This is a genomic window from Streptomyces sp. NPDC006552, assembly GCF_040611655.1.
Classification (GTDB): Bacteria; Actinomycetota; Actinomycetes; order Streptomycetales; family Streptomycetaceae; genus Streptomyces.
On the sequence record NZ_JBEXOS010000024.1, the window covers coordinates 1 to 26423 of the forward strand.

17 protein-coding genes are annotated in these 26423 nt (G+C 73.6%); 11 read left to right on the forward strand and 6 right to left on the reverse strand.

Annotated features, from left to right (window positions below; genetic code table 11):
• Positions 1–90 precede the first annotated feature (90 nt).
• Positions 91–654, reverse strand: a complete 564-nt coding sequence (locus tag ABZY33_RS16220) for a hypothetical protein (RefSeq protein WP_356492214.1) — start codon at positions 652–654, stop codon at positions 91–93.
• A gap of 61 nt (positions 655–715) precedes the next feature.
• Positions 716–1969 (reverse strand): nucleotide sugar dehydrogenase, encoded by a 1254-nt coding sequence (locus ABZY33_RS16225; RefSeq protein ID WP_356492215.1) that lies wholly within the window; start codon positions 1967–1969, stop codon positions 716–718.
• 289 nt (positions 1970–2258) lie between these two features.
• Here ABZY33_RS16225 and ABZY33_RS16230 point away from each other — a divergent pair, with 289 nt between their 5' ends.
• The 8 genes from ABZY33_RS16230 (at position 2259) to ABZY33_RS16265 (ending at position 17726) form a co-directional block, all read left to right on the forward strand.
• A complete protein-coding gene (locus tag ABZY33_RS16230; protein ID WP_356492216.1) occupies positions 2259–3965 on the forward strand; it encodes a glycerol-3-phosphate dehydrogenase/oxidase in 1707 nt (568 codons plus the stop codon).
• A 352-nt stretch (positions 3966–4317) separates the two neighbouring features.
• Positions 4318–6339, forward strand: coding sequence for a serine/threonine-protein kinase (locus ABZY33_RS16235; protein ID WP_356492217.1), 2022 nt, complete (start codon positions 4318–4320; stop codon positions 6337–6339).
• Positions 6340–6523: 184 nt separating this feature from the next.
• Positions 6524–8914 (forward strand): protein kinase, encoded by a 2391-nt coding sequence (locus ABZY33_RS16240; RefSeq protein WP_356492218.1) that lies wholly within the window; start codon positions 6524–6526, stop codon positions 8912–8914.
• A gap of 123 nt (positions 8915–9037) precedes the next feature.
• Positions 9038–10672: a serine/threonine-protein kinase gene (locus tag ABZY33_RS16245; protein WP_356492276.1), complete on the forward strand. Its 1635-nt coding sequence runs from the start codon at positions 9038–9040 to the stop codon at positions 10670–10672.
• A 62-nt stretch (positions 10673–10734) separates the two neighbouring features.
• On the forward strand, positions 10735–12300 hold the full coding sequence (locus tag ABZY33_RS16250; RefSeq protein WP_356492219.1) for a serine/threonine-protein kinase: 1566 nt from the start codon (positions 10735–10737) through the stop codon (positions 12298–12300).
• A 92-nt stretch (positions 12301–12392) separates the two neighbouring features.
• Complete coding sequence (locus ABZY33_RS16255; protein WP_356492220.1) at positions 12393–14048, forward strand: serine/threonine-protein kinase; 1656 nt, start codon at positions 12393–12395, stop codon at positions 14046–14048.
• 138 nt (positions 14049–14186) lie between these two features.
• Positions 14187–15848 (forward strand): succinic semialdehyde dehydrogenase, encoded by a 1662-nt coding sequence (locus ABZY33_RS16260; protein WP_356492221.1) that lies wholly within the window; start codon positions 14187–14189, stop codon positions 15846–15848.
• A 75-nt stretch (positions 15849–15923) separates the two neighbouring features.
• Complete coding sequence (locus ABZY33_RS16265; RefSeq protein ID WP_356492222.1) at positions 15924–17726, forward strand: GMC family oxidoreductase; 1803 nt, start codon at positions 15924–15926, stop codon at positions 17724–17726.
• Between the two features lie 64 nt (positions 17727–17790).
• Here ABZY33_RS16265 and ABZY33_RS16270 read toward each other — a convergent pair whose 3' ends face one another.
• Both ABZY33_RS16270 and ABZY33_RS16275 read right to left on the reverse strand, forming a co-directional pair.
• Positions 17791–18849 (reverse strand): LPXTG cell wall anchor domain-containing protein, encoded by a 1059-nt coding sequence (locus tag ABZY33_RS16270; protein ID WP_356492223.1) that lies wholly within the window; start codon positions 18847–18849, stop codon positions 17791–17793.
• 132 nt (positions 18850–18981) lie between these two features.
• Positions 18982–21066, reverse strand: a complete 2085-nt coding sequence (locus tag ABZY33_RS16275; RefSeq protein ID WP_356492224.1) for a glycosyltransferase family 4 protein — start codon at positions 21064–21066, stop codon at positions 18982–18984.
• 332 nt (positions 21067–21398) lie between these two features.
• Here ABZY33_RS16275 and ABZY33_RS16280 point away from each other — a divergent pair, with 332 nt between their 5' ends.
• Complete coding sequence (locus tag ABZY33_RS16280) at positions 21399–22145, forward strand: hypothetical protein (protein WP_356492225.1); 747 nt, start codon at positions 21399–21401, stop codon at positions 22143–22145.
• A 516-nt stretch (positions 22146–22661) separates the two neighbouring features.
• On the opposite strand, the gene ABZY33_RS16285 is transcribed toward ABZY33_RS16280, so the two are convergent.
• Positions 22662–22943, reverse strand: coding sequence for a chorismate mutase (locus ABZY33_RS16285; RefSeq protein ID WP_356492226.1), 282 nt, complete (start codon positions 22941–22943; stop codon positions 22662–22664).
• Between the two features lie 301 nt (positions 22944–23244).
• Between ABZY33_RS16285 and guaA the strand changes: the two genes are divergently transcribed.
• On the forward strand, positions 23245–24825 hold the full coding sequence (gene guaA / locus ABZY33_RS16290) for a glutamine-hydrolyzing GMP synthase (protein WP_356492227.1): 1581 nt from the start codon (positions 23245–23247) through the stop codon (positions 24823–24825).
• A gap of 77 nt (positions 24826–24902) precedes the next feature.
• On the opposite strand, the gene ABZY33_RS16295 is transcribed toward guaA, so the two are convergent.
• Positions 24903–25382, reverse strand: a complete 480-nt coding sequence (locus tag ABZY33_RS16295; protein ID WP_356492228.1) for a pyridoxamine 5'-phosphate oxidase family protein — start codon at positions 25380–25382, stop codon at positions 24903–24905.
• 117 nt (positions 25383–25499) lie between these two features.
• Between ABZY33_RS16295 and ABZY33_RS16300 the strand changes: the two genes are divergently transcribed.
• Positions 25500–26330, forward strand: coding sequence for a class II aldolase/adducin family protein (locus tag ABZY33_RS16300; protein WP_356492229.1), 831 nt, complete (start codon positions 25500–25502; stop codon positions 26328–26330).
• The last annotated feature ends 93 nt before the right edge of the window (positions 26331–26423 follow it).

Below are 26423 nucleotides of genomic sequence, written 5' to 3' on the forward strand. Positions count from 1 at the left end.
CGTCGGCGCCGTCATCAGCTTCCTCCAGGCCCAGGTCGGCGACGCGTACGTGATGGGCGGCGGCGGGGCCCCACGTCTGTCCCGGCCGGTTCAGCCGGCCGCGCGCTTGGTCGCGCCGAACGCCGCGATGCCCGCGACGGCGAAGAAGACGAAGGTGAGGAAGTCGGCGTCGGCCTTCCACGCCTCGTTGAGCAGGTCGAAGTGGTCGGTGAACAGCTCGGTCACCGTGACCGGGAGCTGCTTGGCGCCGATGATGGCCTCGCCGAGCAGCTGGCCGAAGTAGACGCCGACCAGCGACATGAGCGCGGCGGCGACGGGCGCCACGGGGTTGCGCCCCGCGACCTTGCCCGTGACGAGGCCGACCAGGAAGCCGACGCCGACGGCCGCGTAACCGATCTCGTGCTCGGTCCCGCCCAGGATGCCGCCGTAGGCCCCGGCCGCGGCCAGCATCGTCACGAAACCGGCGAGGATCCCGAGGCCCAGGTTGCCGCGGGCGGGAGCCTGCGGCGGCGCCATCGCGAAGCCCGGCTGGGGCTGCTGCTGCGGGAACGGGGTGTACGGCTGCGGCTGGTCCGGAGCCGGGGCCGGCTGGGGCGGCTGCTCCTTGGCGTACGGGTTGGCGTCCTGCGGCTGTGGGTGCGGCGGCTGGGTCATGCGGTCCCCCGAAGAGTGAATACGGGCACGGATGTGCCCAGAAGGCCCGCACAGTAGCAGCTCAGAGCCGGTGGGCCGCGCCCGCCGGGGTCGCGCCCCGGGTGTCCAGGAGGAGTTGGGCCTTGACGGCCAGGCCCTGGAGGTCGTAGGTGCGGTGCTGCTGGAGCAGGATCGTCAGGTCGGCGTCGGCCGCGGCCTCGTAGAGGGTGTCGGCGCGCGGGACCGGGCGGTCCAGGACGCTCCAGGACGGGACGTAGGGGTCGTGGTAGCTGACGGCCGCGCCGAGGTGCATGAGGCGGGTGGCGATCTCCCGGGCGGGGGCGCCCTGTTGGTCGGCGAGGTCCGGCTTGTAGGTGATGCCGAGGAGCAGGACGCGGGCGCCGCGGGCGGACTTGCCGTGCTCGTTCAGGAGCGTGGCCGCGCGCTGGACGACGTAGGCCGGCATGTGGTCGTTGACCTGGCGGGCCAGTTCCACCATGCGCAGCGGACGGGTCGGCAGGTGGCGGCTGGTGAGGTCCTGGGGGAGGGCGTGGCCGCCGACGCCGGGTCCCGGGCGGAAGGCCTGGAAACCGAAGGGCTTGGTCTCGGCGCAGCGGATGACGTCCCAGAGGTCCACGTTCAGGTCGTGGCAGAGCACCGCCATCTCGTTGACCAGCGCGATGTTGACGTGGCGGTAGTTGGTCTCCAGCAGGTGGACCGTCTCCGCCTCGCGCGGGCCGCGGGCGCGGACGACCTTGTCGGTGAGGCGGCTGTAGAAGGTCGCCGCCGATTCCGTACAGGCCGGCGTGTAGCCGCCGATCACCTTGGGAGTGGCCGCGTAGCTGCGGGTGCGGTTGCCGGGGTCGACCCGGCCGGGTGCATGGGCGAGGTGGAAGTCGCGGCCGGCGCGCAGCCCCGAGCCCTCTTCGAGGAGGGGCAGCAGCACGTTCTCCGTGGTGCCCGGCGGGACCGGGGACTCGATGATGACCGTGGTGTGCGGGCGCAGGTGGGCGGCGAGGGTGCGGGTCGCCTCGGTGACGGGGCCGAGGGAGGGGGTGTTGTCGGCGCCGGGCGGGGTGGGGGCGCAGATGACGGCGGTGCGCACCCGGCCCAGCTCCGCGGGGTTCGCGGTGGGCCGGAAGCCGCCGGCGAGCATGCGGCGGACGTCGGCGGCGGTCAGGGCCGCGTCGTCGCCGTCGCCGGGGACCCGGCCCGCGGCGAGGTCCCGCGCCCGGTCCGGATCGTGGCCGACGGTGGCGATGCGTGCGGCGACGGCGGTCTGCGCGAGCGGCAGGCCGAGGTGGCCGAGGCCGATGACGGCGAGGTCTGCGGGCATGGTGCCGTCCTTCCCGGGAGGCGGACCCGGCTGCTGGCCGGAGCGGGACGAATGCGCAAGCCCGGTGGTCGGGTCGGGCGAGCGCACTGTCACACTAGGAGTAAATATGACCGATATGCGGTATTGCGTCGCCGTGGGTCGTGGAGTGTTGCTGTGGCGGTCCCGTAGTGGCTGTAACCGGGCAGAGAGTGAAGAATCAGGGCAAGTCGCACTCCGTGCCCTGCTTGCGTCCTGTGAGCCCGGGTACATCTGCCGGTGAGGCCGGCGCCGACGACAGCGGGAGGCAGCAGTGAAGGCAGCGACACTGGGACCCGGGCAGCGCGCGGAGGCCCTCGCGGCGATGGCCGAGGGGGAACTGGACATCCTGGTCGTGGGCGCCGGGGTGGTGGGCGCGGGCACGGCGCTGGACGCGGTGACGCGGGGCCTTTCCACCGGCCTCGTCGAGGCACGGGACTGGGCCTCCGGCACGTCGAGCCGGTCCAGCAAGCTGATCCACGGCGGCCTCAGATACCTGGAGATGCTGGACTTCGCGCTGGTCCGGGAGGCCCTGAAGGAGCGCGGGCTGCTCCTGGAGCGGCTCGCGCCGCACCTGGTGAAGCCGGTGCCGTTCCTGTACCCCTTGCAGCACAAGGGGTGGGAGCGGCTGTACGCGGGTTCCGGCGTCGCCCTGTACGACGCCATGTCCATGGCGCGCGGACACGGGCGCGGGCTGCCCACGCACCGGCATCTGACGCGCCGCCACGCGCTGCGCGTCGCCCCCTGCCTGAAGAAGGACGCGCTGGTCGGCGCCTTGCAGTACTACGACGCGCAGATGGACGACGCGCGCTACGTCGCGACGCTGGTGCGCACCGCCGCCGTGTACGGCGCGAAGGCGGCCAACCGGGCCCGGGTCACCGGCTTCCTGCGCGAGGGCGAGCGGGTCGTGGGCGCGCGCGTGCGGGACGTCGAGGGCGGCGGCGAGTACGAGATCCGCGCCAAGCAGGTCGTCAACGCCACCGGCGTGTGGACCGACGACACCCAGGCCATGGTCGGGGAGCGCGGGCAGTTCCACGTCCGCGCCTCCAAGGGCATCCACCTCGTCGTGCCGAAGGACCGGATCAACTCGACGACCGGGCTCATCCTGCGCACCGAGAAGAGCGTGCTCTTCGTCATCCCGTGGGGCCGGCACTGGATCGTCGGCACCACCGACACCGAGTGGGATCTCGACAAGGCCCACCCGGCGGCGTCCAGCGCCGACATCGACTACCTGCTGGAGCACGTGAACTCCGTGCTGGGCGTGCCCCTTTCGCGCGACGACGTCCAAGGGGTCTACGCCGGGCTGCGCCCGCTGCTCGCCGGGGAGTCCGACGCCACCAGCAAGTTGTCGCGCGAGCACACCGTGGCGCACCCCGTGCCCGGGCTCGTGGTCGTCGCGGGCGGCAAGTACACGACGTACCGCGTCATGGCCAAGGACGCCGTGGACGAGGCGGTGCACGCGCTCGACCAGCGGGTCGCCGAGTGCGTCACCGAGGACGTACCGCTGGTGGGCGCCGAGGGGTACCGGGCGCTGTGGAACGCGCGGGCGCGGATCGCCGCGCGCACCGGGCTGCACGTGGTGCGCATCGAGCATCTCCTCAACCGCTACGGGGCGTTGGCGCAGGAAGTGCTCGAACTGATCGCCGCCGACCCGGGGCTCGGGGCGCCGCTGACCGGCGCCGACGACTACCTGCGGGCGGAGGTCGTCTACGCGGCCTCGCACGAGGGGGCCCGGCACCTCGACGACGTGCTGACCCGGCGGACCCGCATCTCCATCGAGACCTTCGACCGCGGCACGCGGTGTGCGCGCGAGGCGGCCGAACTGATGGCGCCGGTGCTCTCCTGGGACAAGGACCAGATCGAGCGGGAGGTCGAGCACTACGAGAAGCGGGTGGAGGCTGAGCGCGAGTCCCAGTTGCAGCCGGACGACCTCACGGCCGACGCGGCGCGGCTCGGAGCTCCCGATATCGCCCCGCTGTGACGGTTTGTCATGGGGTGGACCGGCCGGTGCGGGGCGGGCGCCGGGCGGCGTGCGCCCTCGGTGACCAGGAGTGTTCCCCTCAGGGCCTTGCCCTTGGTGACGAGCAGCGGAAGAGTGGGCCCCACAGAAGGATCAACGGGCGGCGCGGCCGCCCGGATCCAGACAGAGAAGAACCGCGGTCACAGGTTTGACCGGGAGTGTCCGGAGTCGGGCAGGACGGTCCCTTCGCCCACGCGGTCCGACGGACGGGACGTTCTGTACGAACGGCGTCCCAGGGGCGACCCTGGGCGTCGGGCGGTCCTCACGTGAGGGACAATGAAGGCTCTGTCAGGGCGGGTTGCAGAGGGGACGCATGTCGGAGGCGGAGCGGGCGGGCGAGGCCCGTCAGGACAAGAGCGCTCGTCAGGACGCGTCCGTCAAGGACGGGTCGGACGCAGGCGACGACCGGGACGGGCAGGGGCCCGCCGGACGGGAGTCCGCTTCCGGCCAGGACGGGACCGGACGGCTGCTCGCCGGGCGGTACCGCCTCGGCGACGTGCTCGGCCGGGGCGGCATGGGCACGGTCTGGCGGGCCAAGGACGAGACGCTCGGACGGACCGTCGCGGTCAAGGAGCTGCGCTTCCCGACCAGCATCGACGACGAGGAGAAGCGGCGCCTGATCACGCGCACCCTGCGTGAGGCCAAGGCGATCGCCCGGATCCGCAACAACGGCGCCGTCACGGTCTACGACGTCGTCGACGAGGACGACCGCCCGTGGATCGTCATGGAGCTGGTCGAGGGCAAGTCCCTCGCCGAGGCCGTGCGCGAGGACGGGGTGCTCGAACCCAGGCGCGCCGCCGAGGTCGGGATCGCCGTCCTCGACGTGCTGCGCTCGGCGCACCGCGAAGGCATCCTGCACCGCGACGTGAAGCCGTCGAACGTGCTGATCGCCGAGGACGGCCGGGTCGTCCTGACCGACTTCGGCATCGCCCAGGTCGAGGGCGACCCCTCGATCACCTCCACCGGCATGCTCGTCGGCGCGCCCTCCTACATCTCGCCGGAGCGGGCCCGGGGCCACAAGCCGGGACCCGCCGCCGACATGTGGTCGCTGGGCGGACTGCTGTACGCGGCCGTGGAAGGCGTGCCCCCGTACGACAAGGGCTCGGCGATCGCGACGCTGACCGCCGTGATGACCGAGCCGGTCGACCCGCCGAAGAACGCGGGCCCGCTGGAGCCGGTGATCTACGGACTGCTCGCCAAGGACCCCGCGCAGCGCCTCGACGACGCCGGGGCCCGGGCCCTGCTGAACGACGTCCTGCACGCGCCCGTGCCGGGGCCGGCCGCCGCGCCGGAACCGGTGGACGCCACCAAGGTCGTACCGCTGCCGCCGGTGCCCGGCCCCGACACCGCGCGGGGCAAGGGCGGTCCGGCGGCCGGCGCCCGCGGCGAGGAGGCCGGGGAGAAGCTGCGCGGCGCCCTCAAGTCGGTGCGCAAGGCCGCGGCCGCCGCCACGGTCGCCCGGGAGAAGCCGGCCGCGGTCACCACCACCACCTCCGCGTCCGCCGCGTCCGGGCGCATCCCGGCGCAGCCCGGCGGCCCGGCGCGCACCCCCGCCAGGGCCTCGATCACCGACGTCGTGCCGCGCCGCACGCTCGCGATCATCGCGGTGATCGTCGTGCTCGCGGTCATCGGCGTCGTCCTGGGTCTCACCCTCGGCGGCGACGACGACAAGGGCGGCAGCGCCAAGGGCGGCGACAAGGCCACCTCCGCCGGTGCCACCGGCGGCGAGGGCCAGGGCTCGGGCCAGGACAAGGGCAGCGGCAAGGAGACGAACGGCCAGGACGACGGGAAGGGTTCGGGCGCGACCGGGCCCAGCGCGCACGAGTCGGACGAGAAGGAGAGCGGCGGGAGCGGTTCCGGCCAGGGCGCCTCGCCCAGCAGCGACACCGGTTCCGGCGCCGACGGCGACGCCACCACGTACAAGCACTCCCAGGGCTTCACGATCGGCCTGCCCAAGGGGTGGAAGTACGCCTCAACCAGCGCCGCCGGTGCCCGTTTCGCCGGCCCCGACGGGCAGAAGCTGCTGGTCGGCTGGACCGGGACGCCGAAGTCCGACCCGGTCAAGGACTGGCAGAACCAGGAGCACTACATGCGGCGGTCCCAGTACCACCGCATCCGCATAGAGGCGGTCGACTACCGCGGCTGGTCCACGGCCGACTGGGAGTTCACCTACGTCGACGGGGGCACCAAGTACCGCTCGATCGACCGCGGGTTCGTGGTCAGCAGCGCGCAGGGGTACGGGCTCATGTACACGGCGAAGGACGCCGACTGGGACGGTGCGCAGCGCAAGGCGGCGTGGAAGACGTTCACGGAGTCCTTCAAGCCCAAGTCGTGAGCGGCCGCGGTGAGAGCGCTTGTCGGCAAAGCGGAAGAGTCCTGACCCTGGAGGCCCTTCGGCACGTATCGTGAGTGCCTGCGGACCGTACGCAGCCGTATCGGGCGGCGACGTGACGTAACAGTTCGTACAACTGGGCACAGAGCGAACGGAATTGACCGCAGCGCGGGACTGGGGAGGCGTCGTGGACGAGTACGCGGGACGGGTGCTCGCCGACCGTTACCGTCTGCCCGTGGTGGCCGCCGACGCGCACGAGTTCCCGGAGAGCCGCGCCTTCGACACGTACAGCGGGCAGGAAGTCCTGGTGCGGCAGGTGCCGTTGCCGGAGGTCGTCGAGGCCGAGGTGCTCGACGCGGACGGGCTGCCGGAGGGGTTCAGGCCGGGCGGTCCGGCCGTGCGGGGCTCCGCCGAGCCGGCCGTGGCGCGGGCCATCGAGGCGGCGCAGGCCGCCGCGCAGATACCCGACCATCCCCGCCTCGACCAGGTCTTCGACGTGTTCGCCGAGGGCGGCTCGCTCTGGGTGGTGAGCGAGGTCGTCGCGGCGCGGCCGCTGGCCGCGGTGCTGGAGCACGCGCCGCTCAGTCCGTACCGGGCCGCCGAGATCGCCTCCGACGTGCTCACCGCGCTGCGGGCGCTGCACGCGCACGGGTGGGTGCACCGGAACATCACCGCGCGGACCGTGCTCGTCTGTGACGACGGGCGGGTCGTGCTGACCGGGATGGCGGCCGGGGCGGCGGAGGAGGCGCTGTGCGGGTTCGATCCGCGGCCGGCGGTGGGCGGGGCCGAGGCGGGCCCCGGTGCCGAGCCGCTGTTCCGGCCGGAGCCTGAGCCTGAGCCGGGGCCTGAGCCGGAGCGCGGACCTGAGCCGGGGTCCGGTCCCGGGGCCGCTCTGCCTGCGGCGCCGTCCGATCCCGGGGATTTCCGGGCCGCTCGGGCCGGGGCGATCGCGGCGTATCGCGCGGGGGCGCGGGCCGCGGCCGTGGGGGAGAACTGGCACGGGGCCGCGGCGCGGCCGGGGGGTGAGGGTGGGGTGCGGCCCGCCCGGTGGAACGAGTTGGTCGGTGCCGAGCCCGAGGTGGAGGCCGAGAGCGAGTCCGGGGCCGGCCCCGAGGACCCGGGGCTCCGCCCCGGACCCCGCTCCTCAAGCGCCGGAGGGGCTGGATTCTCGCCGGGCGAGGCTGGGATCTCTCCCGGCGGGGCTGGAAGTGCGCTGGGCGGAGCCGGAAGTGTGCTCGGGGGTGTCGCCGCCGAGCGGGCCCGGCAGGTGCGGATGACCGTGGTGGGTCCGGTCACCGAGCGGTGGGCGCCCGAGCAGGCCTATCCCGTGCAGGAGAGCTGGCAGTTGGCGGCGCCCGTGGGGCCCGCCACCGATCTGTGGGCGCTGGGCGCGCTGCTCTTCCGGGCCGTTCAGGGACACGCGCCGTATCCGGAGGAGTCCACGGCGGAGCTGGTCCAGATGGTGTGCGCGGAGCCGCCCGCCTTCGCCGAGGAGTGCGGGCCGCTGCGGCCCGTCGTGGAGTCGCTGTTACGCCAGGACCCCACCGAGCGGCTCGACTTCGAGGAACTGCGGGGCTGGCTGCGGTCGTTGGTGCGCTCCGCGCCGGAGCCGGACGCGGGGGCCGATGTCGTGCCCGCGCCCCCGTTCGACGCTGCCCGGCTGCCGATCGTGCGCCGCCGGGGCGAGCTGGTCCGCCGCCGCGCCCGTCACCGCCGCGGCCGCGCCGAGCGCGCCCCGCGCCCGGCGCGGACGCCGAAGGCACCCCGGCCCCAGAAGGCACCGAAGCCCCCGCGGGCGCAGCGGACGGCCGGGCCGCCGCCTGCCGAGAGGGCCCCGGCCCCGCCGAGCGCGCGACAGGGCCGGGCCCCCGGTTCGCTCGGCCGGCGGCTGCTGATCCTGGTACTGGCCGGGCTCGTCGGCGCGGTGGTGTACGCGATGGCGTTCATGCCGAAGGACGAGACCGGTTCCGGGACGGACGAGCGCGCGAACTCGGTGGGCGGGGCGCCCGAGCGCACCCCGTCCGCGTCCGACGGCAAGGGCGCGGGCGACGCGGCGACGCCCACCTCGTCGCCGGACGGCAGGAGCAGCTCCGAGCCGTCCAGCAGGCAGCCGCAGTCCGATGTCGCGGCCGGTTTCACCCTGCGCAAGGACCCCGAGGGCTTCGAGGTCGCCGTCGCCAAGGGCTGGCAGCGTCAGGCGAAGAACGGGCGGGGCCAGGTCCGGTACACGCACGGGAACTTCGAGCTGCTCCTGGTCCCCGGGCGCGACTCCACCTCCGCGTACGGCCGCGACCCCATGAAGTACCAGCGGGAGCACGAGCGGGAACTGCAGCCGTTCCGCGACTCCACCTGGGCCACCTCCAGCGGGATGAAATCCATCGACGTGGGCGGACGGCCCATGGCCGAGGGGCAGTTCACCTGGGAGGGCTCGGACGGGCGCGAGGTGTTCGTACGCAATCTGGCCATGGTCGTCGGGGGGAAGTTCCACGTCGTCCAGGTGCGGGGTCCGGAGGCCGAACGCGACGAGGTGACGCGGCTGTACGACCAGGCGTCGGCTACTTACCAGTACGGCGGCTGAACCGGGAGGTACCGGACGCGACGCGCGTCACAGTGCTGTCTCCATCCCACCCCGCCTGTTCCTTGAGGGACGCCCGCTCCCTAGTGTGGCCCTGTCAAGACCATGGGTGGGAACGTGAATCAGATGCAGGGCCAGCTCCTCGCGAACCGCTACCGGCTCGGTGAATCGATCGGCCGCGGCGGTATGGGCCGCGTGTGGAGCGCCCATGACGAAGTGCTGCACCGGGCCGTCGCCGTCAAGGAACTGACGGCCGCTCAGTGGGTCGCCGAGGCCGACCGCGCCATCCTGCTCGCGCGGACCCAGACGGAGGCGCGGGCCGCCGCGCGCATCAACCACCCCGCCGTCGTGACCGTGCACGACGTGCTGGAGCACGACGACCGGCCGTGGATCGTCATGGAGCTGGTCGACGGGCCCTCGCTCGCCGACGCGGTCAAGGAGCACGGCCGCATCGTGCCCGCCGAGGCCGCGCGCATCGGCCTGTGGACGCTGCGGGCGCTGCGCGCCGCGCACAAGGCCGGGGTGCTGCACCGCGATGTGAAACCGGGCAACGTGCTGCTCGCCAAGGACGGCCGGGTCAAGCTCACCGACTTCGGGATCGCGCAGGTCGAGGGCGACTCCACGATCACGCGGACCGGCGAGATAGTGGGCTCCGTGGACTATCTGGCCCCGGAGCGGGTGAGCGGTTCCGAGCCGGGCCCCGCCTCCGACCTGTGGGCGCTGGGCGCCACGCTGTACACGGCCATCGAGGGCGTCTCGCCCTTCCGGCGTACCTCGCCGATCAGCACGATGCAGGCCGTCATCGAGGACGAGCCCGAGGTCCCGGAGTACGCGGGGGCGATGGGGCCCGTGATCAGCGCGCTGCTGCGCAAGGACCCGGCCGACCGGCCCACCGCCGACGAGGCCGAGGCGATGCTCGCCGAGGCGGCGGAGGGGCGGCGCGCCAGCGCGGCCCAGGCGTACGTGCCGACCCGGGTGGTGCCCGCGCCGGGCCCCCGGCCGGAGACCGCCACCACCGTGACGCCGCCCGCACCCATGGCGCCCGTACCGATGGCCCCCGCCCCCGCCGCTCCCGGGCGGCGCTGGCCGCGGGCGCTGCTCGCCGTCGTCGCGGCCGTGGCCCTCGCGGGCGGCGGCGTGGCCGGAGCCATGTACTACGCAGACCATCGGGACGACAGCGGGAGTTCGGCGCAGCAGGACACCACCGGCCAGGACAGCTCGGCGGGCTCGGACGGCAAGCAGGACGGAAAAGACGGCAAGCAGGACGGCAAGAGCGGCGAGCAGGGCGGGACGACCGCGTCCGGGGCGATACCCGACGACTGGGAGCGGGTCCAGGACGTCGAGGGCTTCAGCCTGATGCTGCCGCCCGGCTGGAAGCGGCAGGCGAACGGCCAGCAGATCGACTACACGCCGGACGGCGGCCAGACCTTCGTGCGGATCGCCGTCGACAAGGCGTCCCAGTGGCCGGACTCCTACCAGCACCAGTTGGACCTGGAGAAGAACCTGCGGGTCAAGCTGCCGGACTACCGGCGGGTGGCGCTCGACTCCAACACCTTCCGGGACCGGGCCGGTTCGCTCTGGGAGTTCACCTGGACGGCCGGGAACCAGGACGCGACGTCCGGGGCGCGGCACGCCATCGAGGAGACGTACCGGGAGGCCGACGGCACCGAGTACGCCCTCTACCTCTCCGTGCCGGCCGCCGACTGGGACGGAGCCAGGGAGCGGTTCGACGCCATTCTGCGAGGATGGCAGCCCGCATGACCGTCCGTTGCTGACCGGAACCGGACAGTCCCCGCCCGCAACTGTGCGGCATGATGGGGCGTATGGGGACCGAGGGGGACAACGTCCGTGTGATCGGGGGACGTTACCGGCTGGAGGCCAGGATCGGTCGGGGCGGCATGGGGGTCGTCTGGCGGTCCACGGACACGTTGCTCGCGCGACAGGTCGCCGTCAAGGAACTCGCCGTCGACGAGTCGCTCTCCGAGGCGCAGGCGCACGAGCAGCGGGAGCGGATGCTGCGCGAGGCCCGCGCCGTCGCCCAGCTGCGGCACCCGAACATCGTCGTCGTGCACGACGTCGTCCAGCACGACGGCCGCCCGTACATCGTCATGGATCTGGTGAGTGGCGGATCGCTCGCCGACCGGATCGCCCGGCACGGGCCCGTCGACGCCGTGCACGCGGCGCGGATCGGCCTCGCCCTGCTCGGCGCGTTACGCGTCGCCCACGCCGCCGGGGTGCTCCACCGCGACCTCAAGCCGGCCAACGTGCTCCTGGAGTCGGGCACCGCCCGCACCGTGCTCACCGACTTCGGGATCGCCCAGGTCGAGGGCGCCACCACGCTGACCGAGACCGGCGGCTTCGTCGGCTCGCCCGAGTACACCGCGCCGGAGCGGATGGCCGGGGACCGGGCGGGCGCCGGGGCCGACCTGTGGTCGCTCGGCGCGCTGCTGTGCGCCGCGCTCAGCGGCGAGTCCCCCTTCCGGCGCGACTCCATGGGCGGCATCCTGCACGCCGTCGTCTACGAGGAGTTCCGCCCGCCCGCCGAGGCCGCCCCGCTGCTCCCGGTCATCCAGGGCCTGCTGGAGCGCGAGCCCGCCCGGCGGATGGGGCTCGACGAGGCCGAACGGCTGCTGCGCGCCTACGTCGCCACCGGCGCGACCCCGCAGGCTGCGCCGCCCCGCATGGTCTTCGCCACCGGGACGGACGTGGTCGTGGTGCGCCGCCGCATCCCGACGCGGGTGCTGCTGGTGGCCGCGGCCCTGGTCGCGGCGGTCGCCGGGGCGGGCATCTCCGCGGCCGCGCTGCTCGCGAACCGGGACGACGACGCGCCGCAGGGGCCGCCGAGCGCGACGTCCGCGCCGGGCACGGCGCCGGCCTCGCCCACGCCGACCGTGACCGTCACCCGGGAGGAGACGAGGACGGCGACGCCGCGGCCCACGGCGCCGCCCGGGTACCGGACCGTCCGGGACCCGGAGGGGTTCACGGTCGCGGTGCCGCGGGGGTTCTCCCGCTCGGCCGACGGGGCGCGGGTGCTGTACCTGTCACCGGGTGACGTCTTCCGCATCGGCGTGCGCGACACCGGCCGGCTGCCCGGCGGGCCCGCCGGGGCGCAGCGCCGGGCGGCCGCGGACGGGCCGCGCTCCGAGCCGGGGTACCGGGACGGGAAGGTCACCGACACCTCGCACGACGAACACGACGCCGCGCTCTGGGAGTTCACCCGGGACGGGTTCGGCGCCGCAAAGGGGCCCCGGCGGACCATGGACCTGTGCTGGGAGGAGGGCGGCCGGACGTACCACGTGTGGGTGTCGGCGCCCGTCGGCAGGATCGACGAGGCGCGCGGGTACTTCGACGCCGCCGTCGACACGTTCGTCCCTTCTGTGGGGGAATGACGGCCGGACCCGGGCGCCGGGCCCGCACCGGGGCGGTCACAACTGCGTGACCGTGGTGGAACCGGGCGCGTCCGCACGGTAGGGATGGGGCCATGAACGACAACGGGGGCCCCTCCCACGGTCCGGACGAACCCACCAGTTTCAGCCTCCAGCCCCCGCGGCCGGGGCCTGCGCACGTGCCGCACGAGGGCAACCCGTACGCCATGGCCGCGCCGCCGCAGCCCCTGCCGCGGCCCGCGGGCGCCGCACCCGGGCAGCCGGACCCGGGAGCGGGCCGCCTGGTTGCCGGCCGCTACCGCCTGCTGAGCAAGCTGGGCCACGGCGGCATGGGCACCGTGTGGCGGGCCAAGGACGAGACGGTGGACCGCGAGGTCGCCGTCAAGGAGCCCCGGGTCCCCGACCACCTCCCCGAGCGGGAGCGGGCCACCGTCTTCGAGCGGATGCGGCGCGAGGCGCGGGCCGCGGCGCGGCTCGGCCACCCGGCGGTGGTGACCGTGCACGACGTCGCCGTCGAGGACGGCCGGCCGTGGATCGTCATGGAGTTCGTGCAGGGCCGCTCGCTCGGCGCGGTGCTCCAGGAGGGCACGCTCGGCGCGCGCGAGGCCGCCCGTATCGGCCTGCACGTACTGGGCGCCCTGGAGGCGGCGCACGCGGCCGGCGTCCTGCACCGGGACGTGAAGCCGGACAACATCATGCTGGGCCGGCACGACCGCGTCGTCCTCACCGACTTCGGCATCGCCCAGATCGAGGGCGAGACCAGCCTGACGGACACCGGCGGCTTCATCGGCTCACCCGAGTTCATCGCGCCGGAGCGGGTGCTGGGCCGGCGCCCCGGACCCGCCTCGGACCTGTGGTCGCTGGGCGTCGTCCTGTACGCTGCCACGGAGGGGGTCTCGCCGTTCCGCCGCACCAACACCCCGGCCACGCTCCAGTCCGTGCTGCACGCGACCCCGGCCGCGCCCGCCGCCGCGCGGGGCCCGCTGGCCGACGCCATCCACGGGCTGTTGCAGAAGGACCCCGGGCGGCGGCCGGACGCGGCGCAGGTCCGCGCCCTGCTGGAGCGCGCCGCCGAGCCGCCCGCGCCGCAGCCCACGCGGGCCGTGCCGGCCGGCCCGGCGCGGGGCGGGCTCCGGCTCGGCCGCACGGCCCTGACCGGCCTCGCGGCGGGGATCGTGGCCCTGGCGGTAGCGGCGTACCTGGTGATCGCGGACCCGTTCGCCGGGCCGCTGCCGGACGGCTGGACGACCCGCGAGGAGAAGGCGCTCGGCGTGGGCGTCGCCGTGCCGCGGGACTACCAGGCCGGTCGGCCCACCGCGACCGACACCGACAAGAACTGGGTGACGTACACCGACTGGAGCGGCAGCATCCAGGTCGGCGTGCACGTGGCGCGCAAGAAGGACGACGCGCTGCACGAGATCAAGGGCTCCGCCCGCGCCCAGATGTACGACGACGACAGCAAGTTCAAGGACAGCGGCGACTCGGGCCTCGACATGCCCCAGGGGGCGCGGACCTCACCGGACGCCAACGCCGAGTTCCAGGGGCAGGACGCCGCGCGCAACACCGTCGCCTACAAGACGGACGACACCGAGAACCCGCGGCCGCGCGAGGTCCGCTTCCTCTACTACAAGAACAAGGACGGAGACATGTACCGGGTCTCGGTCGGTTATCCGGGCGCGGGCGACTTCACGGCGCGCGGCCGCGAGGTCGCCGGCGACGTCCTCGCCCACCTCGATATTGCGGACAATTGATCGAAGGCACGCCGCGCGGCAGCAAAGCCCCTGATCAGCGGCTTTGCTGCCAGCGATCACTGGCGTGATGTGTGTGGTCGGTGAAAGCCCGTTACCGATGGGTACCGAAAGCGTCGGCTTCGGCATACCCTCCCCACCATGACGGAGTCGCAGGCCACCCCCGAGTACGCAGCCGCCGCAGCGGGCGCCGAGACCGAGGCCCCCGCGGCGCGGGCCGGAACCAACCCCCTGGCCGCCGCCCCCGCGGGCGCGCGCACCGCCGCCGACGTGGTCACGCCCGAGCTGGTCGCCCAGCTCGTGCGGGGCGTGGTCGGCTCGGGGCGGACGGCGAACCACACGCCGTTCACCGGCGCGAAACTGGCCGACCTGCCCGAGTCGACGCCCGAGGACGTGGCGACCGCCTTCGAACGGGCCCGCGCCGCCCAGGAGGTGTGGGCGAAGACGCCGGTGCGCCGGCGCGCCGCGGTGCTGCTGCGCTTCCACGACCTCGTCCTGGAGCGCCAGGCGGAGGTGCTCGACCTGATCCAGCTGGAGACCGGCAAGGCCCGGCTGCACGCCCACGAAGAGGTGCAGGCCGTCGCCGTCGCGGCCCGCCACTACGGCCGCAAAGCCCCCGCCTACCTGAAGCCCAAGCGGCACACCGGCGCCGTCCCCACCCTGACCAAGGTGACCGAGCTGCGCCAGCCGCGCGGTGTCGTCGGCCAGATCGCGCCCTGGAACTACCCCCTGGAGCTCTCCGTCGGCGACGCGCTGCCCGCCTTCGTCGCGGGCAACGCCGTGGTCATGAAGCCGGACACCGAGACCTGCCTGACCGCGCTGTGGGCCCGTGACCTCCTCGTCGAGGCGGGCCTGCCCGCCGAGGTCTTCCAGGTCGTGCTCGGCGAAGGCCCCGTCGTCGGGCCCGAGTTGGTCCGCCACGCCGACTACGTCTCGTTCACCGGCTCCACCCGCACCGGCCGCGAGGTCGCGCAGGGCGCCGCCGCCCGGCTGATCGGCGTCTCGCTCGAACTCGGCGGCAAGAACGCCATGCTGGTGCTGAAGGACGCCGACGTGGAGAAGGCCGCGGCCGGCGCCGTGCGGGCCTGCTTCTCCTCCGCGGGCCAACTGTGCATCTCCATCGAGCGGTTGTACGTCCACGAGGCGCTCGCCGACGCGTTCCTCGAGCGGTTCGCCGCGCGGACCCGGGCGATGCGGCTCGGCACGTCGCTCGCGTACGGCGCCGACATGGGCTCGCTCGTGGGCGAGCGGCAGCTGGAGACCGTGACGCGGCACGTCGAGGAGGCCGTCGCCAAGGGCGCCACGCTCGTCGCCGGCGGCGTCGCCCGCCCGGACATCGGCCCGTACTTCTTCGAGCCGACCATCCTGGACGGGGTCCAGGCGCCGATGGCCGTCTGCACCGAGGAGACCTTCGGCCCGGTCGTCTCCGTCTACCGCTTCACCGACGAGGACGAGGTCATCGCGCTGGCCAACGCCACGCCGTACGGCCTGAACTCCTCGGTGTGGACGAAGGACGCCCGGCGCGGCCACGAGGTCGCGGCCCGCCTGCGCTCCGGCACCGTGAACATCAACGAGGGGTACGCGCCCGCGTACGGCAGTGTCCAGGCGCCGATGGGCGGCATGAAGGACTCCGGGCTCGGCCGCCGGCACGGCAGCGAGGGCCTGCTCAAGTACACCGAGGCGCAGACCGTCGCGCACCAGCGGGTGATGCCGATGGCGCCGTCGTTCGGCATGGACGACGAGCAGTACGCCCGGTTCATGACGCGCAGCCTGAGCGTGATGAAGAAACTCCGGTTGCGCTAGTCGCCCTGCCGGGGGCGCGGCGAACCGCGCGACCAGCCACACGAAGCCCGCACTCGCATCCAAGGAGAACCAGCAATGGCGCCGGAGGAACACGACGACCCCGGGTACGACTACGACGTGCTGGTCATCGGCTCGGGCTTCGGCGGATCCGTGTCCGCCCTGCGCCTGACCGAGAAGGGGTACCGGGTCGGCGTCCTGGAAGCGGGCCGCAGGTTCGCGCCCGGCACGCTCCCGAAGAACTCCTGGGACGTGAAGAACTACCTGTGGGCGCCGAAGCTCGGCATGTACGGCATCCAGCGCATCCACCTGCTCGGCAACGTGATGGTGCTGGCCGGGGCGGGCGTCGGCGGCGGCTCGCTCAACTACGCCAACACCCTCTACGTCCCGCCGAAGCCCTTCTTCGAGGACCCGCAGTGGAAGGAGATCACGGACTGGGAGGAGGAGCTGAAGCCGTACTACGACCAGGCGCGGCGGATGCTCGGGGTCCGGCTCAACCCGACGATGACCCCGGCCGATGTGCACCTCAAGGCGGCCGCCCAGGCCATGGGGATCGGCGACACCTTCCACATGGCGCCGGTCGGCGTCTTCTTCGGTGACGGCGAGGACGCCGACGGGTCGGTGACGGCGCGGCCGGGCCAGCAGGTCCCCGACCCGTACTTCGGCGGGGCGGGCCCCGCGCGCAGGGCGTGCCAGGAGTGCGGCGAGTGCATGACGGGCTGCCGGCACGGCGCGAAGAACACCCTGAACGAGAACTACCTGTACCTCGCCGAGAAGGCGGGCGCGGTCGTCCACCCGATGACGACCGTCGTGTCGGTGACCGACGACTCGCAGGGCGGCTACGCGGTCGCGACGCTGCCGACCGACGACAAGAAGAAGGCGGCGGGCCGCGTCCTCACGGCCCGCAAGGTGGTCGTCGCGGCGGGCACGTACGGGACGCAGACGCTGCTGCACCGGATGAAGGCGAGCGGCCAACTGCCGTACATATCGCCCAGGTTGGGCGAGCTGACCCGGACCAACTCCGAGGCCCTGGTCGGCGCGCAGACCTCCGAGCGGCGCTACCGCAAACGGCACGGCACGCAGGTCGACTTCACCCGGGGCGTCGCGATCACCTCGTCCGTCCACCCGGATGCGGACACCCACATCGAGCCGGTCCGCTACGGCAAGGGTTCGAACGCGATGGGCAGCCTCTCCATCCTCCAGGTCCCCTACGCGGAGAAGTCCTCACGGGTGGCGGGCTGGGTGGTGAACGCGGTCCGGCACCCGACCCTGATGGCCCGCTCGCTCTCCAACCGCCGCTGGTCGGAGCGGACCATCATCGGCCTGGTCATGCAGTCCCTGGACAACTCGCTGACCACGTACCTGAAGCCGGACGGCGTCGGTAAGGGCCTGCTCACCGCGGGCCAGGGTCACGGCGCACCCAACCCGAAGCAGATCAAGGCGGCTTCGCAGGGCGCCGCCGCGCTCGCCGCCGAGATCAACGGCTTCGCCGGATCGAACGTCGGGGAGCTGATGGGCACCCCGCTGACCGCGCACTTCCTCGGCGGCTGCCCCATCGGTGACAGCCCGCGCACCGGGGTGATCGACCCGTACCACCGGCTCTACGGGCACCCGGGGATCTCCGTCGTCGACGGCTCCGCGGTCTCCGCCAACCTCGGCGTGAACCCGTCCCTGACGATCACGGCGCAGGCCGAGCGCGCGATGTCCTACTGGCCGAACAAGGGCGACACCGATCCGCGCCCGGCGTCCGGCGCCGCCTACACCCGGCTCGCGGCCGTCGAGCCGAAGAACCCGGCGGTCCCCGCGGAGGCGTTCGGCGCGCTGAAGCTGCCGTTCCTCGGGGTGCCGGCGGTGCCGCCACGGAACCAGGACCGGCCGTAGTACGCGAAGGACCCGCACCCCCCTCCGAGTGCGGGTCCTCCGGGTCCGTGCGTGCGGCCGGCGGTTACGCCCGGTCGTCCGCCTCGCGGCGGCGCACGGAGTAGACGACACCGGCACCGGCGAGGACGGCGAGCGCGCCCGCGACGCCGGCGGCCGGCAGCATCGAGCTGGAGCCGGTCTCGGCCAGCGTGCCCGCGAGCGGGGTGCTGCTGGCCTGCGGGGCCGGGGTGTTGGCGGGCCGCGGCGCGCTCGTCGCCGGCGGGACCTTGCCGGGCTTCGCGTCCGCCGCCAGGATCTCGAAGCGGTACTCCTTGTCCCCGGGGACGTTGTAGCCGCAGACGCCGTCGGTGTTCACGCTGGCCGCGAAGGCCACCGAACCGCCGGTCCCGGTGGGTGCCTGCGCGTCCACCTTGATGCGCAGCCGGACGTCGGCGTGGTGGCCGGGCGCGATGGCGCCCGCGTCACCGAACGCCAGGGCGTCCTGGGCGGAGACATCGGTGTCGAGGTCGTGCCAGCCGCTGCGGTCGGAGTACTGCACGTGCAGGTACTTCGTGATCTCCGTGATGTCCTCGTCGTAGGCGTACGCGAACGCGTAGAGGTCCGCGGTGACCGACGTGAACGCCTCGTCCGTCTTGTTCGAGACGCGGAAGGTGAAGCCGTGCCAGCCGGAGCCCGCGACGATCTGCGAGGGCAGGCCGCGCAGTTCGGCGAGGGTGCCCGGGCTGTCCTCGTAGGCGGTGCACTCGTCGCCACCGGTCTCGTCGCCCGGCTCGCCACCGGTCTCGTCGCCGGGCGGCTCCGTCTCGTCCGTCCCGTCCGTGACGGACGGGTCCGGGGAGGCCGGGGGCGTGGTGGTCTCGTCCGGGTCCGGGGCCGGGGTGGTGTCGGCCGTGCCCGGCGTCGTGTCGGCCGGGGCCGGCGTGGTGGTGTCGTCGCCGGTCGCGGGGGGCTCGGTCCCGGCGGCGCCGTCCCCGGGCTCCGTGGAGGTGCCGGCCGACGGGTCGCCCGTGGCGGACGCGGCGGCCGGCGTCCCGTCGGCGAACGCGGCCGGGGCGCAGAGCAGGGCGGCCGGCGCCAGGGCGGCCGTCGCGGCCACCGTCACCAGTGCGCGGCGAAGCTTCATCTGACCTCGATCGGTACGAAGGAAGGGCCGCCGCCGAGGCGGGCGCGGAGGTGGCCGTTGATACAGCACATGTGACCTCCGGTCGCCCACAATGGTTGTCCTCGACCTCACACGATCTTTATGTGACCTGGGTCACTGCTCCCGTGCGCTCACGGCCAGATCGCCGGCCGCCGTGATCAGCAACCGCACGCCCAGCGTGCCGCGTTCGGGGAACACGTCGGTCTTGTTGCGGTCGACGATGTCGCCGCCGAGCCGGCCGACCGGCACCGGCGCCGACCCGGGCGCGGCGCGGTGCAGCCGCAGGTCCCAGTGGTCGCGTGCGGTGCCGCGCCGGGCGGCGGCCGCCTCGTAGGGCACGGTGAACGTGAACCCGCCGCCGGGCAGCGCGGCCACCGGCACGGAGAAGTCCTGGCCCTCCCCGGAGCGCGAGACGGCGACCACGCGCGCCCCGTCGAGGGTGCCGGGCGTCCCGAGCGGCACCGCCTCGACCGTGGCGCCCTCCTCGCCGATCTCGGCGCGCACCACCTCCGCGTGGGCCGGACGGTGCCAGGCGCGCAGCGCGAAGAAGCCGTCGACCGTGGCGTACGGAAGGCGGACCGCCACCCCGTCGGGGCCGCTGCGCGGGGCCGCGCCGACGAGCCGGGCCCGCTCGGCGAGCCCGCACAGCAGGCGCACGCGCCGGTCGGTGCCGCGCCGGGCGACGTAACAGTCCCAGCGCCCCTCGTCGAGGACGTGGTCACCGGGGGCGAGGGTGACCCCGATCGCGCCGAGATCGGGCGCCGTGGCGACCTCGGGAACCGGCAGCCGGATCTCCCGCCCCTTGGGGTCCTTGCGCAGCCGGGCCACGAAGTCGAGCGGGCCGGGCGGCAGCGACGCCGCGTCGAACCGCACCGTGCACCCGCCGTCGGCGGTGGACCGGGCGAACGCGACGGGCTTGCGGGGCGGCGCGGGCTCGGCGGCCGGCCCGGGCTCCCGGGCGGGGGCGGCGCTCAACAGCCGGCGCAGCAGCCCCGGGCGGGGCGGCTGGTGCGCCGGGCGCCCTCGCTGCTGGTGGCGCCGGACCGACAGCTGCCGGAACAGCTCCTCGTAGCGGCGGGCCACGGTGGCCGGCGCGAAGTCCCCGGCGCGGGCGCGGGCCGCCTGGCCGAGCCGGTCGCGCAGCGGGGCGTCGGCCATCAGCAGGCGGAGCGCGTCGGCGTAGGCCGTGACGCCGGCGTCGCCCTCCCGCACCGGGACCAGCAGGCCGTTCTCGCCGTGGGTGATGATCTCGCCGGGGCCGTGCGGGCAGTCGGTGGCCACCACCGGGACGCCGCAGTGCATGGCCTCGACGATGGTCATGCCGAAGGACTCCATGTCGGAGGAGACGGCGGCGATCGCGCCCTTGGCCCACTCGGTCTCGATGGGGGAGACCGGGCCCATGAGCACCACCCGCTCGTACAGGCCGAGTTGGTCGATCCGGGCGCGCAGCCTGTCCTTCTCGGGGCCGCGCCCGTACAGCCGCAGCGTCCAGTCGGGGTGCTCGCCCGCCACCTCGGCGAAGGCGTCGACGAGCCGGTCGTAGCGCTTGACCGGGATGAGCCGCCCGGCTGCCACGATCACCTTGGAGTCACGCGAGGAGACCTCGACGTCGCGGGCGGCCACTCCGTTCGGGACGCAGGTCAGCGTCGTGCGTACCTGGGGCAGCGCGGCCCGGTACTGCGCGGCGTCCGCCTCCGAGACGGTGACGAACGCGTCCAGCTGCCCGATCGCCACGTTCTGGTTGCGGCGCACGTCGTCGGCGTGGCCCGCGAGCGAGAGGTGCTCCTGGCCGACGCGCAGGTAGCGGTCGCTGCCGTGGCGGGCCAGGTAGCCGTTGAGGATCGGGCGGGTGGCGATGACCACGTCCGCGTCCGTCTCGGCGAGGAAGGCGGCGAGCCGCTGGTCGTGCAGCGCGGTGTAGCGCAGCCGCCCCTCCTGCGTGCCCTTCTCGTGGAACATCGCGCAGGGGCGTGCGGCCGCCGGCTCGTCGCCCGCGTAGGCCGGACTGCCCTCGCGCAGGTCGATCAGGGTGCGCAGGCGCACGCGCGGGTCGAAGGGCAGGCCGGTCCGGTCGGTGGTCCGGTGCACGCTCATCACTTCGACGTCGTGCCGGGTGGCGAGAGCCCCCGACAGATTGGCCGTGGCGCGGATGGTGCCGCCGATGCCGTACGCGTTGTTGATCAGAAAGGCGATCTTCACGTGGTCTCCCCCCAAGAGGACGAGCCGCTCGACTCGCGCATTGGTTGAGACCAGCGAGTCGGCGCTTCGTTGCCTGATGTGGCAGGAGTCACAGAATGAGGCTTATGTTCCGCTTGCCTTCCGCCATGGGTTCCGTGCGGGGCCGCCCGTCGAGCTTGTCGGGCGGCCGTGCCGATCGCCACGCCCCGGCCGTACAACCTTTTCGGCGATCTCCGATCGTTACGCCCGGCGGGCGCAAAGGACTGGCAAACGCCGCAGGTCCGGGCTTTGATGGCGCTCGGCGCGGCCGGATCGCCGACCGCGCCCGGGACATATCTGAGGTGGGGACGAACGTGAAGTCAGGTCTGGGGCGCGTGCTGGCCGGTCTCTGCGCGACGGCGGCGCTGACCGCCACGGCCGCGTGCGGTGCGGGAGCGGACGACGGTGCGAGCCCGGCCGGTGACAAGGCCGGGAGCACGCGGGAGAGCCGGGGCGCGAACGCCGGGCCGGGGCTGGAGCCGCTCAGCAAGGCGCAGTTGGGGCGGGCGGTGCTCACCGGGGCGGACGTGAAGGGGTACCGGGTCGGCAAGGTCTCCGACGACGAGATGCCGGACGTGAGCGTGCCCGCGGACCCGGCCGTGTGCCAGCCGCTGGCCGACATGTTCCTGCTCGGCTCGGAGCCCGGCGCCGAGGCCCGCGCGGCCCGCTCGGTGACCAGCCTCACCGAGACGGACGCCACCGTGGTCCAGGTCGGGCTGCTCGCGTACGAGGAGGCGGACGCCGAGAAGGTGCTCGCGGGGCTGCGCACGGCGAGCGAGAAGTGTGACGCGTACGAGCACACGGACTACAAGTACAGCGGCGTCGGCCCCCGCAAGGCCCCCGCCCTGGGCGACGAGGCCGTCTCGTACGCGATGACCGGGAAGATCGACGGCGAGACGATCCCGATGACGTACGTCGTCGTGCGCAGCGGCTCGACGCTGGCGGCGTTCTCCGGCATGAACGTGCTGGACGCGAAGCGGGCCGCGGTCCCCGACGCGATCGTCGAGGCGCAGGTCGCCAAGGTGGAGAAGCTGAAGAAGGCCGCACCCGCCGGCGAGTGACCGTCGGCGGGCACGCGAAGGGCCCCGCAGGACGGAGCTGCGGGGCCCTTCGCCATCGGCTCCGACGTCAGGGCAGCGTCGGTGCCGCGCAGCGGCGCCGGGGGGTCGCGCCGCGGGTCTCGGGTCCGGGCACGGACGGAGCCGGGGACGTGGCGCGCGGGGGTGGGGGTGGTCCCGCGCGTCGTGCTCGTCGTGCCGCGAGGTGCTGGGGTACTGGGGGTGCGGAAGTCGTGTGCGGTGGTGCGAGTGGGAGCAGGAGGCCGGCCGGCCCCGGGCGTCCCCGGAACCGACCGTTCTCTTGGGTGACCGGGCTGCTGTCCCCTGCCGTCCGGTCACTGCACTGGAGTGAGGTCCCACGACGTACGGCATGACCGTGACGTCTCATCGCTCCAGCAAAGCCACGCGTGGTTCGATCGGCCCGCCCCTGGCTGGCACGGACATGGAGACCAACGAAGCCCGCCGCGTCCGGGTCACGCGCCGTACGGGTGAGTGCGGAACCGAACTGGGATGCGGAGTTCAGACGCGGCCTCGGCACAGCTCCAGGAGGGTCATCGCGAGCGCGGTGCCGGGCTTGCCGAGGGCGGAGCGGAAGTGGCCGAGGACCTCCATCTCGCGGGAGAGATGCACCCGCCGCCCGCCGGCGGCCAGGCGGGCCTCCTGCACGACGGCGGAGACGGCCGTGCGTTCCTGGACGAGGCCGATGATCCGGTCGTCGAGGGCGTCGATCCGGGCGCGTGCGTCGGAGATCACATCGGCGGTGGTGGCCGGGGTCGGGGTGGTGTGCGCGGTGGTGGTCATGGGAGGGGCTCCGGTTCCGGTGGTCGGGCGGAGCCCCGGGCCGGCAGGCCCGGAGAACGGCAGACGCCCCGGGCCTTGTCGGCCCGGGGCGCCTGGGAAGTCGCTTGTCAGTGGCTCAAGCAGCACGACCATGGCATCCGGCGGGCCGGCTGCCATAGGTAAAGACGAAGGTCGTCTGCGAGAACATGGGCGCCATCATAGCGCGGCGGATCCAGCCCCTGCGGCGTCCTCGGGGGCAGCTGGGCCGAACCGTTAGAATCGGAGGTACGACCCCCTGCTAAACGCCGCCGGAAGGCAACCCGTGTCATCAGCGACTTCCGCTGCCGCCGCCCCCGACACCGTCCTGGTCGTCGACTTCGGTGCGCAGTACGCCCAGCTCATCGCCCGCCGTGTCCGTGAGGCCCGGGTCTACAGCGAGATCGTGCCGAGCACCATGCCGGTGGCGGAGATGCTCGCCAAGAACCCGGCGGCGATCGTCCTCTCCGGCGGCCCCTCGTCGGTCTACGCGGAGGGCGCCCCGCGCCTGGACCGCGCGCTCTTCGAGGCCGGCGTCCCGGTCTTCGGCATGTGTTACGGCTTCCAGTTGATGGCGACGGTCCTCGGCGGCACCGTCGACGACAACGGCGCCCGCGAGTACGGCCGCACCCCGCTCGCCGTCTCCAAGACCGACTCGACGCTCTTCGAGGGCACCCCGGCCGAGCAGCCGGTGTGGATGTCGCACGGCGACGCCTGCTCGGCCGCGCCCGAGGGCTTCACCGTGACGGCCTCCACGGACACCGTCCCGGTCGCCGCGTTCGAGAACGACGAGAAGAAGCTGTACGGGGTCCAGTACCACCCCGAGGTCATGCACTCCACCCACGGCCAGCAGGTCCTGGAGCACTTCCTGTACCGGGGCGCGGGCATCAGCCCCACCTGGACGACGGGGAACGTGATCGAGGAGCAGGTCGCCGCCATCCGCGAGCAGGTCGGCGACAAGCGCGCCATCTGCGGCCTGTCCGGCGGCGTCGACTCCGCGGTCGCCGCGGCTCTCGTCCAGAAGGCCATCGGCTCCCAGCTGACCTGCGTCTACGTCGACCACGGCCTGATGCGCAAGGGCGAGACCGAGCAGGTCGAGAAGGACTTCGTCGCCGCGACCGGCGCGAACCTGAAGGTCGTCGACGCGAGCGAGCGGTTCCTGAAGGCGCTGGCCGGGGTCTCCGACCCCGAGCAGAAGCGGAAGATCATCGGCCGCGAGTTCATCCGCGTCTTCGAGCAGGCGCAGCTGGAGATCCTCCAGGAGGACGGCCCCGAGGTCGCCTTCCTCGTGCAGGGCACCCTCTACCCGGACGTCGTCGAGTCCGGCGGCGGCACCGGCACCGCCAACATCAAGTCCCACCACAACGTGGGCGGGCTCCCCGACGACATCGAGTTCCAGCTCGTCGAGCCGCTGCGCCAGCTGTTCAAGGACGAGGTCCGCGCGGTCGGCGCCGAGCTGGGCCTGCCCGACGAGATCGTCCAGCGCCAGCCGTTCCCCGGCCCCGGCCTCGGCATCCGGATCGTCGGCGACGTCACCAAGGAGCGCCTGGACCTGCTCCGGGAGGCCGACGCGATCGCCCGCGAGGAGCTGACCGCGGCCGGCCTGGACCGCGAGATCTGGCAGTGCCCGGTCGTACTGCTCGCCGACGTCCGCTCGGTCGGCGTCCAGGGCGACGGCCGCACCTACGGCCACCCGATCGTGCTGCGCCCGGTCTCCTCCGAGGACGCCATGACGGCGGACTGGACGCGGATGCCCTACGAGGTGCTCGCCAAGATCTCGACGCGGATCACGAACGAGGTCAAGGACGTCAACCGCGTCGTCCTCGACGTGACGAGCAAGCCGCCGGGCACCATCGAGTGGGAGTAGTCCCCACCCGCCGTACGTGACCGAAGGCGCCGCTCACCGGAGGGTGGGCGGCGCCTTCGTGCGCGGGGCCGCCCGGGTCACCGGCGCCTGAGCGTGCGCACCGGCTCGCCCGGCCGCCACACCTGAGCCACCAGGTACGTCTCGTCCTCGACGGAGGTGCGGGTGACCTCGGTCAGCTCGGTGCGGAAGAGGTGGAAGGCGTCCGGGTCGGGGACCGGGACCCGGCCGGTGTAGCGGGCGATGACCGCCCGGTCCTCGACGATCAGGGCGCGGCCGCTGACGCGGACGTCGCCGCCGCCCATCGCCGTGCCCTCGCCCGGGTTCGCCTGGAGCGCGAAGCGCGGATCGCGCAGCAGGTCGCGGGCCTTGAGCGAGCCCGGCATCATGCCGAGCCACAGCTCGCCGTCGAGGAAGCGGACCTCCAGGCCCGAGGTGCGCGGCGAACCGTCCGCCCGCAGTGTGGCCAGGACATGGTGCGTATGCAGGCCGAAGCGGGCCTCGACCGTCCTGGCGAGGTCCGGCTCGGCGGTGGTGAAGGCGGCCCAGTTCGACGTCATGCGCTGAGTCTGGCGCGCAATCCCGACATCTTCTGTCCGGATTCGCGGACGGCCCGCCGCACTCTCTTCACAGCGCGGGCCTGTCGTCCTGGCGGACACGGAGGTACCTTCCGCTCCATGCCGACGCAGAACCCCGCCCCCGTCCCTCCCGACCAGCTGCACTTCGCCATGCCACCGGTGCACACGAACCCGGCCGACGAACGGCGGTACCGCAAGGAGCGGCTCGCGGCGGCGCTGCGCGTCTTCGGGCGGCTCGGGTACGAGGACGGGGTGTCGGGGCACATCACCGCGCGGGACCCGGAGTTCGAGGACTGCTACTGGGTGAACCCGTTCGGGATGCCCTTCGGGCACATCACGGCGGGCGACCTCGTCCTCGCCGACGGGGACGGGCAGGTCGTCGAGGGCCGCCACCACGTCAACCAGGCCGCGTTCACCGTCCACGCCGAGGTGCACCGGGCCCGGCCCGACCTGGTCGCGGTGGCCCACTGCCACTCCACGTACGGGCGCGCGGTGGCCGCGCTCGGCGAGCTGATCGAGCCGATCACCCAGGAGGCGTGCGCCTTCTACGAGGACCACGCGCTGCTCGACGAGTACACCGGCGTCTCCGTCGACGCGGGGGAGGGCAAGCGGATCGCCGTCGCGCTCGGCGGGTTCAAGGCGCTGGTGCTGCGCAACCACGGCCTGCTGACCGTCGGGGACTCGGTGGACGCGGCGGCCTGGTGGTTCATCGCCCTGGAACGCTGCTGCCAGGTCCAGCTCGCGGCGCGGGCGGCCGGACGGCCCGTCCTCATCGACCGGCGCCAGGCGGTGGCGACCCGCGAGCGGACCGGCGGCGACCTCGTCGCGTGGATCAACTACCAGTCCCTGTGGCAGGACATCACGCGCCGCGAGCCGGAGCTGCTGGCGCAGGAGGACGGACCGCGCGTCCGGACCGGCGGCACGGCCTGACTCGCGCGGCGCCGTCAACACGACGGTCAACGCCAGTACGCGCTGTTCACCCCCGCGGGGCCGGGCCCGTGCGCCGGAGCGTGCGCCGTGTGG